Raw genomic sequence first — 13905 nt, 5'->3', positions numbered from 1 at the left:
TAGATAATGAAAGTATATAATAAATTAGTAAGAGATAAGATTCCACAGGTGATAGCTGAAGATGGAAATCAGTGTGATGTAGAAATTGCATCTAAAGAGGACATGATTTCTTTATTAGAAGATAAGCTAAAAGAAGAGGTAAATGAATATCTAAAGGATAAAAATTTAGAGGAGCTAGCGGATATTATGGAAGTGCTGTTTGGGCTAGCTCATAATTTAGGATATTCTGAAGAGGAATTAGTGGAGAAAAGAAATTGGAAGCTAAAGCAGCGTGGGGGATTTAAGGAAGGAATTGTTCTTAAGTCTGTTAAGTAAAAATATTAGCTATATTTTAGTCAGTATGATTAAAATTATAGAGCGTAATGTTATAAATAGTTTTTAGTAATGAGGCAAAAGATAAGGAGATACTGATGATAAGAGAATTATTTGAAGATATATATCAAATAGAGGTAGAACTTCCGGATAATCCTTTAAGGGCACTAAATGCCTATTTAATTAAGGGTAATGAAAGAAATCTACTTGTGGATACAGGCTTTCGCAAGGTTAAATCTTTAGAAAGCTTAAGACAAAGTTTAAAAGAATTGAATGTAAATATGGACAATACGGATATATTTTTAACTCATCTTCATGATGACCATACAGGTCTTGTACCATTTCTTTTAAATTCTAATAATAAGGCTTATATTCATCCAAGAGAAAGTGAAGAGATATATAATTTAAGAAAAGTAACTTATATGGAAGAAATTAATATATTTAATGAAGCAATGGGATTTCCTAAGGGCGAGGCGGTATCAGCACTAAAAGCTCTAAGAGATCAAGAAGGTTTTGAAGAAAGTTTCACTGAGCCAACTTATACAGATATTAAGGATGGGGAAACATTAAAGGTAGGAAAGTATGAGTTTAAATGCATTTTGACTCCAGGGCACACCCCAGCTCATTGCTGCTTATACGAAGAAAACCATAGGATTTTAATTGGTGGAGATTTAATATTAGCAAAGATAACTCCAAATATAGCCTATAACCTTGAGCAATGGATGGAAAACCCTTTACACGAATACTTTGATAGCTTAGATAGAGTTGCATCTCTACCTATAGACGTAACACTTTCTTCTCATAGAGCTATTATAAGGAATACTAAAAGGAGAATAAGAGAACTCAAGGATCATTATGATCTTAGGTTAGAGGAAATCATGGATATTTTGGCTAATGGAGAAAAACTTTCCCCTTATGAAATTGCAGGAAGAATGCACTGGAGTATAACAATTAAAAACTGGGAAGACTTCCCAATAACTCAAAGATTCTTTGCGTTAGGGGAGTGTATGTCCCACTTAGTCTATCTTGAAAAGCTTGAAATGATAAATAAGTTATATAAAGATGGAAAGATTTATTATGTTATATCAAATAAAGGATTAGTCTGGGCAATAGTTAAATACATTAAAGAAAGTTAAAAGAGTGAGTTTTAAAATAAATATAAAGGATGTTTAGAAATAAGGTTATTTCAAAACATCCTTTTAAGTTCTGAAATTATTGAGCTACTGTTGATGAACAGATTTTACAGATGTTTATAGTTTTTCCGTCTTCACATTTCTTAGTCCAAACTAATTTTACTCTTTTTCTACCGCATAGAGGGCATGTACCTCTCCAACCTACTATTTTCTTAATAACCTTACCTCTTCTTTGCTTACCCATTTTCTCATCGCTCCTTTCTTTAAAAATATATTTTTAGAAAGGCAGAGTTATGACTAAAAGTTAAGATAAGCTTAAATAAAAAAAGTAGTACCACAATTAAATTAGTACTACTCTTATATATTTTTAGGGTATGTTGATTATCTATACATTTTGGTTATAAGATAAATGCTGGAAATGGAAACGAAAACATAACCAGCATTCATCTCATAAGAGTTTAAAATTAAATAAAAATGTAAAACGTAAAATTTTAATGTAAGTAATATTATAGTTTTATTTTAACATAAAACACTATAAATAAATTAATTAAATTAACTATTTACAATAAATTTTAAAAGCTATTAAGTAATTGTGAAATATATTAATAGAGTGTGTATATAAAGTAAAAAAAGTGATAAGTAGTATAACGTATTTTATTTTACAATACGGTTTATTATTTTACAAATGTTGTATATAATAAAGATATGAATATTAGAAAAGTTGGTGATCACATTGTCAAACCAATTAATTAAAGAAGAAATCTTAAATAAGTTAAAATCAGAAGAATTTACTGGTTTTATAAAGAAATTTGACATTATAAATATAGTTGTATTTGGAAGTGTTTTAACTGAAGAGTTTAATGAAGAATCAGATGTAGATATTGCAGTATTAGGAAGAGGTAGTTTCTCCTTAGATGATATTTTAGAAATAGAATTATTTTTAGAAAAGTTTTTAGAAAGAGAAGTTGATGTTGTAGATTTAAAGAGTAAAACTTTAGATATATTTGTTAAGATAAGTATTCTAAACTCTTGCGAAATTATATATTCAACTGATAATGAGGTCTTTGAAGAGTTTTGCGATGACGTGGAGTGGATATATAGAGAAAATGAAAATTTTATTCATTTTAGAAAGGTTGATGTTTTGTATGAATGAAGAAAGACTTATGAGGATAATTGAGGATTTAAAGGAATGTAGTAGTGATATAGAAGAATGTATAGAAATTATTAAAACTAGCAATGATAGATTACTCTTAAAGTTAGCAAAATCAAGTTTAAGGCAGTTATTTGTTAGTTTTCATACCATACTTGAGGATTTATGCTCCATTATACTAAAGGAAATAAAAAGATTTAAGATAGGTATAAGCTTAAGTGATAGCTTAAAAATATTTAGAGAAGAGGGAATTTTAGATCAGGATACTTATGAATTCTTAGAAAAATCTAAGTTAATTAGAAATAGAATTGCTCATAGATACAAAGAACCAACTCATGAAGAACTTTTCAATCATATTGTGAAATATAAAAGTAAATTCAAAAAGATTATTAGAATAGCAGCTAGTTATTTATAAATTATGAAAGAAGAAAAGAGAGTATTATGAAAAAACACAATCTACAAAAGCAACTAAAATGTAAAATTCTATTTTAGAAAGGAGCACTTAAGATGGATAACAATACTTTATGGTATATGGAGAAAAGAATTGATAGAACTATAAAAAATCTGAACAGAAGAAACATGGGTGGATTCTTTGTTAAAGATAAAAATGAGCTAATAATGCTTTTAAAGAATCTAATAGATGATAATTCCACAGTAGGAGTAGGAGACTCTATGACACTTTTTGAAACAGGAGTTATAGATTTTCTACGCAAAGGTGATTATGTATTTTGGGACAAGTATAGAGATGATATTACTAGTGAAGAGAAGAGGGAAATTTATCTAAAAAATTTTTCTGCAACTACATTCATGTGTAGTACTAATGCATTAACAGAGAATGGTGAACTATATAATATTGATGGTAATGGAAGTAGGGTTGCACCCATACTTTATGGTCCAAAGCAAGTTATTCTAGTAGCTGGAATAAATAAGATTGTAAAGGACATAGAGGAGGCAGAAAAAAGAGTTAGAAATTATGCTGCTCCTATTGATGCCAAGAGGTTAAATAAAGATACTCCATGTACTACCTTAGGCTATTGTGTAGATTGTAAAAGTCCCAACAGAATATGTAATGATTTCACAATTATAAGAGGTCAGTTTATTAAAAATAGAATAAAAGTAATTATTGTGGGAGAACAACTAGGTTATTGATAATTTTAAATAATGTATAGTTCGTATAGAACATGAATTTTTTAGTCTGCAATACTATAATAGACTTTAATAAATCCTTATATCAAGTAATAGATTGATGTAAGGATTTTTTTGTTTATAGAAAATATTTATATATAAATTTATTGTAGTATTTTGAAATATTGAAAAAATATAAAAAATATTCATAATTATATAAAAAATGATTAAAAAACATTGCAATTATTCATGAAAGTAGTATAATTATATAAAAAATAAAAAATTACAATGGAGGTATTAAAATGAATAAAAAGATTAAAATTACATTAATTGAAAATTTAATCCGATTTATGGGGAGGAAAAATTTTAAGCGAAATGCTTCATTAGCATGTTTAAGTGTATTTATGGTGGTAAATACATCGACTGGAGTTATGGCTATGACTATGGAAGATATGGACAAGATACCAATAAATATAGCAGCAGAAAATAATAAGGATAGTTTAAAGCAAAATTTAGAACAAAAGCTAAAACCATATGGAGTATTAAAAAATGGGATTTCAAATAATGAAGAAATTATTCAAGCTAAAACATTAGCAGAGGCTAAAGTAGATGATGTCAGTTTACTTAAACCTTCAGAAGAGAAGAGGGTAGATACAAAAGCAGTTGAAGCTCAGCGCAACTATACATTAAAAGAACTTTCAGCGATGAGCTATCAAGAAATGGTTAATACTATTGCATCCTTAGAGTGGAGAAATATCGATGGACTATTTAAGTATTCTGCAGATTCACAAGAATTTTACGGTGATAGAGCTCGTGTAAAGTATATAATAGAGGCTCTAGATACAAGAGCTAAAACTTTTACAGGCACTAATAACAATGGTATTCCCACTATAGTAGAAGTTTTAAGATCAGGGTTCTATTTAGGATATTATAATACTGAATTAAGTTATCTAAATGATAGAAACTTTAAAGACTTATGCTTACCAGCATTAAACTCAATGATTGACAATCCTAACTTTAAGTTTGGAAATAAACTTCAAAATGGTGTAGTTGAAAGTTTTGGATCTTTAATTGGAAATGCATCTTCCAGTGTAGAAATAGTTAATAAGTCAGCAGCACTATTAAGAGATTATAAAATCAATATAGAGATATATGGCACTGATTTATCAAAGGCTAATGCTATCTACGGAGTAATTAAAGGTATATCCTATGATTTAACTTCTGCAGCCTACGGAAAAGATCCTGCAACAATGCCTTACTACGGTAAAATTGATACCTTTATAAATGAATTAAAAGAAATAGCATTGATGAAAAATACTAGTAGTGGTAACCAATGGTTAGTTAATAATGCCATTTATCAAATAGGAGAACTAGGTGTGTTCCACAGCAATCAGAAGATGGCAATTGGATTATTAACTGATGTTATGGATACTTCAAATAAGTATTCAGAGAAATTTTTTATAGCAGCAGAAAGAATTGATTATCTATACAAAGGCATCAACTCACGTGGAGAAAATATAAACTATACCCAACTTCAAGAAGAGGGCTACAACAAGTACCTACCTAATAAGTATACATTTGATAATGGCTCAATAGTAATGCAAGTTGGATCTAATGTTTCAGAAGAAAAGGTAAAAAGACTTTATTGGGCAGCAAAGGAAGTAGAAGCTCAATTCTTTAGAAATATTGGAAGTGATAAAGTTTTAGAAGCTGGAAATAAAGATAATGTTCTAACTATAAAAATTTTCAACTCCCCATCAGAGTATAAAATGAATCAATATTTAGGTAATGTTAGTACAGATAATGGTGGAATATATATAGAACCTATAGGAACTTTTTACACTTACGAAAGAACAATTCACGAAAGTATTTATAGCTTAGAAGAACTATTTAGACATGAATTTACTCACTATCTACAGGGTAGATATTTAGTTCCTGGTTTATGGGGACAAGGCCCATTTTATGAAAATGAAGATTTGACTTGGTTTGAAGAAGGTTCAGCAGAGTTCTTTGCTGGATCTACTCGTACAGAAGGAGTAAAACCAAGAGAAGCTATAGTGAATCAACTTGCAAAGGAAGAAGCCAACAGATTTACATTAAGTCAAACTATATCTTCAGGATACAATAGTGGATGGCAATTCTATAATTATGGCTTTGCCCTTGTAAGCTACATGTATAATAATGATATGGAATCATTAAATAAAATAAATGATTATGTGATTAATACTGACATAAAAGCATACAGAAATTTTATTTCACAATTAAAGGTTGACTCAAACAAAAATGTAGAATATCAACAATATATGCAGCAATTAATAGGGGATACTACTATAGGAACTCCATTAGTATCAGATAGTTATACAAAGGTTCATCCTAAAAGAACTATAGAAGAAATTTCTTCCGACATAGTAAGTATAAGTAGAATTAGTGGTGTAAATCAAGATAAAACTTATTCAGCAGATTTCAACACATTTAAGATATCTGGTAAGTATGTAGGTGGAACTTCAAAAGGAAGATTACAGGATAATAATGAAATGAATCAAAAAGCTAATGAAATGCTTAAAAACCTATTATTAAAGGGTTGGACAGGCTATGAAACAGTAACTTGCTATTTTACTGATTATAAAGTTGTCAATGGTAAATATGAATATAACTTAGTGTTTAAAGGACTTTTAAATGATAGCTCAGTAAATCCTGAAAATAAAATTCCTACTGCAAGTATAGATGCTCCAGATAATGTAGAAGTAAATAAGACGGTTTTATTTAGTGCAGATAAATCTGCAGATTCAGATGGATTTATAGTAGCATATGATTGGGATTTTGGAGATGGATCTACGAGTTCAACTAAAAATCCAACTCACTCTTATAATAAAGAAGGAAATTATGTTGTTACCCTTAAAGTTACGGATAACAAAGGTGCCATTGGAGAAACAACATTTAATATTAAAGCTAGCAAAACATCTGGAGAAAATGGAATAACTTCAGAAGTAGAACCCAATAATGATTATAATCAGGCTAATTACTTTATAGCTAATAATAAAGATGTAACTGGTACTATACAAAATGCTAATGATGAGGATACATTTGCTTTTGAAGTAGATAATGCTGGTGAAGTTGATATAAAGATTACAGGAAATTCATCTAAAATAACTTGGATAGTTTCTAAGGAGAATGACTTAGACAATTACGTCTGTTGGAAGCAATACACTGAAGGAGATATAAGTAAAGGAAGCTTTAGTGCTACTCCAGGAAAGTATTATATTAAACTATACTCAACAGATGAAGCTATAGAAAATGGAAACTATAGTATAAATATCAATGGTATAAAGTCCTATAATAATGACCCAGAAGTGCCAAGTAATATTACAGAAGTAGAACCAAATAATAGCTTTGAATCTGGAAATGTAGCTATATACAACAACATTGATGCAAAAGGAAAACTACCTACAGGTGGAGACACTGACGTTTTTTACTTTGATGTAGATACTGCATCTAATGTAAATATAAAGGTTGGAAGTACTCAGCAAGGATACACTTGGATAGTGTGTAAATCAGATAACTTAAATAATTATGTATGCTGGAGTCAGAATAGTGAAGTAGATGGAACTAGTGGAAGCTTTAAGGCTGTACCTGGTAAATATTTTATTAAACTATACTCTTTAAATAACTCTAGCAGTGTTGACTATACTATTAAAGTTGATGGTATAAGACAAAGATAGCGTAAGTTTAATAGTTATAACTAAATTTATAGTTTTTTATACTTGATAAATAATAAAGTTTCAACTACAATGTAAGATTTAAAATGTAGTTGAAGCTTTTTTATTGACAAAAATACTACCATGCAATACAATATAGAAAAGGACTATTATGCATTACAATATACCTTGTGATAAATAGTACTGGAAATAAGTTTTGGAGGGGCAGTTTATGAAAACAAAACAGTATATAAAAGAGGTTAATAAGTTTATTAATAAACTAAGTAAAGAAAATGAGGAAAAGTTTGAAAATATATTATTTAAAATACGGTTTTCAAATATTAATGATCATGATGCTGAGGAGTTTATACACCATTGTTTAGATTTATTTTTACAAGCTGAGGAAAGAGGAATTGACGTAGAAGAAGTACTAGGAAATAGTGATATAAATTCCTTTTGTGATGAGTTTATATCAGAAACAATAGAAGGGTACTCAGTGCTAGAAAAAGTGTACTGGAAGGTTTCTAAGCTACCAATAATATTGATTATTTTTACTGGCGTGTTTGAGATGTTTGTAGGACAATTAATTGATAGTTGGGTAAATAAAACAACACTTTTTACAGTTTCAGTTACAGTTTCAATGTTAGTTAATACTATAATTGTAATTATATTAACTAATTATTTATTATCTAAAATACAATATATGTATAATATTTTTAATGGAGAGGATAAAAAGAAAGATAGAAAGATAACATTTTTATTATGGATAGGCTTTTGCATTATAACAGCTATATTTGTATTAACTAAACTGTTTTTAACAAAGGTACTTTTTGAAGTTAACTATTTAATATTCATGGGCATACTTATAACTATTTATTTGATACAGTATTTCTTTGAAAATAAAAATCAATAGAAGGAGGGAACCATGAATAATAAATCACAGTTATTAAAGGGAAGTTTAGAGGGCTGTGTTCTTAAAATTATAGATTTAAAAGATGAGATTTATGGATATGACATTGCTAGAATATTAAAGGATAATGGTTTTACTGATATTTCTGAAGGAACTTTATATCCACTGTATACACGCCTGCAAAAGAATGGTTTTATATCGTCAAAAATGAAGGAGTCTCCCCTTGGCCCTGCTAGGAAATATTATAGTTTAACAGATAAAGGCCGTGAAGAACTAAAGGATTTTGTGGATACTTGGGAATATATGAGTAAAAATATAAATGATATAATTAAAGGGAATATTCAGTAATATATTTCTTAATATTTAAATATATTCAATAATTTATATAACCATAAAATCCTTATATATTAGTATACTTTGGAGGCGGTAATGTTAAACTATTATTTGAATAAAAAGCTTAACATTGATATAGATTTATTTTGAATACCTTTATAGAGTATTTCTATTGTATCACTTTTATCCACCATGCCAAGTATATATAGTAATGGTAAATAGTGATCCTTAGTAGGAATGGCGTTATTTTTTTTATCTCCATATTCAATTAGAGATTCAAAGTTTCTTGATTTTAGATTTGTTACTACTTCATTTTCAAAATCAATAGCCCATTGATATGGAGTAGTATCATAATTCATATCTGCTAAGTATAAATTATGGACAATGTTTCCACTGCCTAATACTAAAATATCATGCTCTCTTAAAAATTTTAATTTTTTACCCATTTCGTAATGATATATAGCAGGTTGTGCCATATCAATACTAAGGGCTACTACAGGAACATCAGCCTTTGGATACATATGTTTTAAGACTGACCAAACTCCATGGTCAAGACCATATGTATTAATAGGCTTTATGTCAAGATTTTCAAGCATTCTACTGATTTCAGGAAAACCTGGACATGGATATTTTATTTCATATAATTCATTTGGAAAACCATAAAAATCATATATAAGTTCTGGATTTTGGGATGTAGTAACTGCAGTGGCACCGTCTGACATCCAGTGAGCAGTAACCACCATTATTGCCTTTGGTGTAGGTAGAGTCTCACAGATATTATAAATACTTTTTGTGTAGCTATTGTCAGTTATGATATTCATTGGTGAACCATGCCCTATAAAACCCATTGGGAATTTCATAATATCACTCCTTAATATACTTTATTATATAACTTAATTTTATTATATCAAAAAATAAGGTGAAATATATTTAATAACTATTTTGCTTAAAATTTATAATATACAAGAGATAAGTGGCAAATAACTAATCATGTCGATAAGCTATTTACCACTTATTTAAAATTAAGATATGTATTTTATAATTTAGATAAATCTGATACAAATTCAATATCTACATTTAATGAACTTAATAATCTTTTTAATTGCATTGCAGCAATAGCTGAGCTTGGTGGTGTTGAAACTATATTTTTGAACCCAGTAGCTTTATACATTTTAATGCAGTTCTCAAGAATTGGAATCATTTCTGCTTTTGATGTTGATAATTCTGAACTTTCAAGTGCAAGAGTAAAGCTTGATGGAGTTATAGACTTTACAGCATTATTATAATCATTTAAGAAATTTTTGCCATCCTCCTCTTGAAAAAATCCTCCTACAGTGATAAATAAGACCTTCTTAGCATTATTAACTTCTACTTTATACATTTAAAATTCCTCCTTTAAAATTTATATAAAAAAGCTCCCATTGTGTATCCAGAACCAACTGAACAAAAAATAACGAGATCTCCCTTATTTATCTTTTTAGTTTCTATAGCTCTATTAAGCGCAAAAAACGGGCTTGTACATCCAGTATAACCATATTCATCTGCAACAAAGGTATAAGTGTCACTACTAACCTCTAAATTTAATTTATTTAATGTTTCTTTTATATCAGCATGGGAAAACTGTGAAAATAAGAAGTGTTTTACATCTGTTATAGATTCATTTCCTTCTTTTAAGAGTTTATTGATAAGTTTTACCCATTCATCACTAAAGTAAGACACATCATGATTTACCCAAGCATATTTTTTACTATCTATAGGCAGTTCTTCATCATATATATGGGATAATCCACATTCAGGGAAAACCATATATTTATGATTTTTAGAATCAGTATGGAAGGCAGAATTAAGAACCCCACCAGTTTCTTCATCACTAGTAAGTAATATTGCGGCAGCACCATCTCCAACAGTAGAATTTACTAACTCACAATCACTTTTGGCAAGGAGTGAGCCATATGAAGCACCAACGATTAAAGATTTTTTATATTTACTTTTAGATTTCATATAGGTCGCAATGCTATCTATAGCTGTTATCATTCCTATACAATTATCGTTCATGTCATAAGTTAAATCGCAGTTACATGCATCTATAGTATCTCGTATCAAAAGAGCGTTAGTAGGTATTAAATGTTCTACAGAATCACTAACAAATACAATAATGTCTAATTCAGAAGCCTTAACATTAGCTTTTTTCAAACAGGATTTAGTAGCTTCCACACTCATAGTAAGAGAATTTTCTGTATTGTTATCAACTAAATACCTAGACTTTCTTCCTAAGTGATTTAAAAGTTTTTCTAAATCTTGTCCATATTTGTTAATGAAGTGTTGATTCTCTATTCTTTTTTTAGGATGATATATTGATACTTCTTGAATTTTTATTCCCATAAAGTCCTCCCCATTCACATTTGAATTTGATGTTTAAATATATATATTACATATAAACAAAATGGTACAATATATATGTAAAAATTATAAATATAGTAAAAAATATATTCTACTGAGTTTATTATTCTACAAAAATTTCAAATAAAATAAATTTAAAATATAATATAGTATTATATTTTTGATATCACTCTATTATTATCGTCACAATTCGATTTACTTTATATGTTTTATAATTTATATTCTTACTTTATTAGAAGCCGATATAAATTTATGAAAAGAGAGGAAGTTGGATTAACCTCTAACTTTTTTATAGTAGTTGACTCTTGGGTTACCGAAGGGTTTATAATAATAATAGATGGCAAGGTGCACACTTGTAGAGCTTATTTGTTGAGGTGAAGTTATGTTTAAGATTGGTGAATTTTCGCGTATGAGTGGACTTTCAATTAATACACTGTATCATTATGACAATGTAGGAATTTTAAAACCTATATATATAGACAAATTTACTGGTTATAGATACTATGATGCAAGTCAACTTATAACCATAAATAAAATAATTGCTTTAAAGGATGCTGGATTTTCACTTGTTGAAATTAGCAATTTCTTTAATAATAATTCTAGTAATGAGTCGCTTATAGAGGTTTTGGAAGTGAAAGCAGATTTACTTGAAAAGGCACTAGAACTAGAAACAAGTAGGCTTCAACGTCTTCGTACAAATATATTTTTAATAAAGAATGGAGGCATACCTACTATGAATGAAATTTCAATTAAAAAAGTAGAAAAAATCTTAGTTGCATCATTGCGAAAATGTTTTGTGAAGGATGGTAATCAAACTTATGATGAATTTTGTGAAAGCCTATGGGTACAAGTTAATGAATATATAGATAAAGTAAAAGGAAAACGTACAATTCCGTGTATGACACTTTATCATAAAGATAATACTTCAATACAGGATATGGAGGTTGTAGAACCTATAACAAAATTAATCCCAGAAGGTGATACTGTCAAAGTATCTGAACTGCCCATGATAGAAAAAATGGCTTGTATAGTTCATAATGGCTCATTTGCTACAATTGGAGAAACCTATGAAATAATGTACAAATGGATTTCAGAAAATAAGTATTCAATCTGTGGACCAGTGCGTGAAATATACCATGAAGGTGAATGGGTAACAGATGATCCCAATGAATATGTAACAGAGCTACAATTTCCTATAGATTAATATGATTAATTTTTAATAAAAATAGACTACTCAAATGTATATAAAGATAAATAGAAAATGAATATTATAATACCGTATTATTCTTTAAAATGAATATACGGTATTTTTTAATAATTGAATGCTAAAGTGTTATATATAAATTACCAAGTATAGATATTTTGTATAATATGGTATAATTTCCTTGGAGCTGCTTTTGGTTTTAATACTTACTTTTAATGACTTTATGGGAGTTATAAAATGAGGATTCACTTTTTTAGTGCTATGTGAATGAAGGGAGTAAAGATTTATATGAAAAAATCTTTAATAAAAAGTAAAACTATTACTGAATTAGAAAAAAGGATTAAACAGAATGGACATAAGGCTGTAGAAGAATTTACACATGATTTACAACATAAGGGTTCTCCAATAATAGAACATATAGAAAATGATGATAAGAATAGCTTAGTTACTTTTATATATGAAGGGATTAAAGAGTGTAAAAATGTTTTGTTTATACCTGATATAGGATTAGATAAATTTAAAGATAACTATAGAGATTTTCAAATGGAAAAAATAATGGAAACGGATCTATGGTTTATTACTTATGAAGTAAGAAATAATTTAAGATTTATATATTACTTTTCACCAAATGATCCATTGGATGATGATTGGAATGAAAGATTTGGTAGTAGAGTTAAGTATGATAAGTTTTGCAAAAAAGCATTGAGTTTTGATAAAGAGAATCCAGAAGATAAGGGTTCTTATGTATTAATGCCTAAGTCACCTGAAGATATTTGGTCAACAAAAATAGAAGATGTACCAGAAGGAAAAATAGAGGAACATAGGTTTGAAAGTAAAAACTTAGAGGATAAGCGTAGAATCAGAGTTTATACACCTTATGGATATGATAAGAAAGAAAAACCTTATGGATTTATGGTTTTAACTGATGGTGATGATTATATCTCTAATCTTTCTGCAATAGAAACTTTGAATAATCTTATTGCCACTAAAGAAATACCACCTATAGTTGCCATATTTATTGATTCAACAAAAAATAGAGGAAAAGAACTAAAGTGTAATGATTCATTTTGTAAGTGCATTGCAAGGGAGGTAATCCCATGGGCTAAAAAAAATTATAATATTTCTAGCATGCCAGAAAAAGCTATAATTTGTGGACTTAGTCTAGGAGGATTAACAGCAGCTTATTTAGGGTTAAACTATTCAGAAGTTTTTGGAAATGTCCTTTCTCAATCAGGTTATTTTTGGTATAATTCAGAAGACTATGTACCTGATGAGGATTGCTGGATGAGCAAAATGTTTAAAGAAGTAAACAGGCTTCCTCTTAAATTTTACCTAGATATGGGGGTTTTAGAAACTAAGTATAAAATTATAGATCCTAATATAAATTTAAGAGATACATTGATATCTAAAGGATATAAAGTTGATTTGCGATGGTTTAATGGAGGACATGATTACTTATCTTGGGGAGAAACCTTGGCACATGGATTAATTTCACTTATAGGAATAAAGGAGAAATTATAAGAATATAGCAATGTGTACATTAGGAAGGTAAATAAGAGCAGTATTCTTTGAAATAGTAATAGATATAAATATATTGAAAAGTATGTTCTAATATGTATAAATATGTAATATATAAGTTTAAA

General features: G+C 28.6%; 14 protein-coding genes. 10 read left to right on the top strand and 4 right to left on the bottom strand.

Going from position 1 to position 13905, the window contains the following annotated elements; all coding sequences use genetic code 11:
• The first annotated feature begins 6 nt into the window (after window positions 1-6).
• Window positions 7-315 carry a nucleoside triphosphate pyrophosphohydrolase gene (locus tag B2S02_RS15340; RefSeq protein ID WP_346849047.1) on the top strand — a complete coding sequence of 103 codons (309 nt, stop codon included), beginning with the start codon at window positions 7-9 and terminating at the stop codon, window positions 313-315.
• Between the two features lie 95 nt (window positions 316-410).
• Window positions 411-1448 (top strand): MBL fold metallo-hydrolase, encoded by a 1038-nt coding sequence (locus B2S02_RS15335; protein WP_346877930.1) that lies wholly within the window; start codon window positions 411-413, stop codon window positions 1446-1448.
• A 76-nt stretch (window positions 1449-1524) separates the two neighbouring features.
• On the opposite strand, the gene B2S02_RS15330 is transcribed toward B2S02_RS15335, so the two are convergent.
• Window positions 1525-1689 carry a hypothetical protein gene (locus B2S02_RS15330; protein ID WP_167402990.1) on the bottom strand — a complete coding sequence of 55 codons (165 nt, stop codon included), beginning with the start codon at window positions 1687-1689 and terminating at the stop codon, window positions 1525-1527.
• A gap of 489 nt (window positions 1690-2178) precedes the next feature.
• Here B2S02_RS15330 and mntA point away from each other — a divergent pair, with 489 nt between their 5' ends.
• From mntA to B2S02_RS15300, 6 genes are all read left to right on the top strand, one after another.
• Window positions 2179-2598, top strand: coding sequence for a type VII toxin-antitoxin system MntA family adenylyltransferase antitoxin (gene mntA, locus B2S02_RS15325; protein ID WP_346849045.1), 420 nt, complete (start codon window positions 2179-2181; stop codon window positions 2596-2598).
• Complete coding sequence (locus B2S02_RS15320) at window positions 2552-3010, top strand: HepT-like ribonuclease domain-containing protein (protein WP_346878316.1); 459 nt, start codon at window positions 2552-2554, stop codon at window positions 3008-3010. The genes mntA and B2S02_RS15320 overlap by 47 nt, the downstream gene beginning before the upstream one ends.
• 92 nt (window positions 3011-3102) lie before the next feature.
• Window positions 3103-3744: a lactate utilization protein gene (locus B2S02_RS15315; protein WP_346849044.1), complete on the top strand. Its 642-nt coding sequence runs from the start codon at window positions 3103-3105 to the stop codon at window positions 3742-3744.
• Between the two features lie 278 nt (window positions 3745-4022).
• A complete protein-coding gene (locus B2S02_RS15310) occupies window positions 4023-7439 on the top strand; it encodes a collagenase (protein ID WP_346877929.1) in 3417 nt (1138 codons plus the stop codon).
• Between the two features lie 208 nt (window positions 7440-7647).
• Window positions 7648-8328: a DUF1048 domain-containing protein gene (locus B2S02_RS15305; protein WP_346849042.1), complete on the top strand. Its 681-nt coding sequence runs from the start codon at window positions 7648-7650 to the stop codon at window positions 8326-8328.
• Between the two features lie 12 nt (window positions 8329-8340).
• The gene (locus B2S02_RS15300) at window positions 8341-8673 is read left to right on the top strand and encodes a PadR family transcriptional regulator (RefSeq protein ID WP_035131768.1); all 333 of its coding nucleotides are present in this window, start codon (window positions 8341-8343) and stop codon (window positions 8671-8673) included.
• A gap of 92 nt (window positions 8674-8765) precedes the next feature.
• Here B2S02_RS15300 and ygiD read toward each other — a convergent pair whose 3' ends face one another.
• From ygiD to B2S02_RS15285, 3 genes are all read right to left on the bottom strand, one after another.
• Window positions 8766-9518, bottom strand: a complete 753-nt coding sequence (gene ygiD, locus B2S02_RS15295; protein WP_346849041.1) for a 4,5-DOPA dioxygenase extradiol — start codon at window positions 9516-9518, stop codon at window positions 8766-8768.
• A 176-nt stretch (window positions 9519-9694) separates the two neighbouring features.
• Window positions 9695-10039 (bottom strand): hypothetical protein, encoded by a 345-nt coding sequence (locus B2S02_RS15290; RefSeq protein WP_346849040.1) that lies wholly within the window; start codon window positions 10037-10039, stop codon window positions 9695-9697.
• Window positions 10040-10053: 14 nt separating this feature from the next.
• Window positions 10054-11040, bottom strand: a complete 987-nt coding sequence (locus tag B2S02_RS15285; protein WP_346878317.1) for a 3-oxoacyl-ACP synthase III family protein — start codon at window positions 11038-11040, stop codon at window positions 10054-10056.
• 400 nt (window positions 11041-11440) lie between these two features.
• Here B2S02_RS15285 and B2S02_RS15280 point away from each other — a divergent pair, with 400 nt between their 5' ends.
• Window positions 11441-12262 carry a MerR family transcriptional regulator gene (locus B2S02_RS15280; RefSeq protein ID WP_346878318.1) on the top strand — a complete coding sequence of 274 codons (822 nt, stop codon included), beginning with the start codon at window positions 11441-11443 and terminating at the stop codon, window positions 12260-12262.
• A gap of 288 nt (window positions 12263-12550) precedes the next feature.
• The gene (locus B2S02_RS15275) at window positions 12551-13783 is read left to right on the top strand and encodes an alpha/beta hydrolase (protein ID WP_346878319.1); all 1233 of its coding nucleotides are present in this window, start codon (window positions 12551-12553) and stop codon (window positions 13781-13783) included.
• Window positions 13784-13905 lie beyond the last annotated feature (122 nt).

This window comes from Clostridium sp. UBA7339, assembly GCF_002470865.1.
In the GTDB taxonomy this organism is placed as follows: Bacteria; Bacillota; Clostridia; order Clostridiales; family Clostridiaceae; genus Clostridium_J; species Clostridium_J sulfidigenes.
Note: the sequence above shows the minus strand (reverse complement) of the source record. Positions and strands in the feature narration are given on the sequence as shown.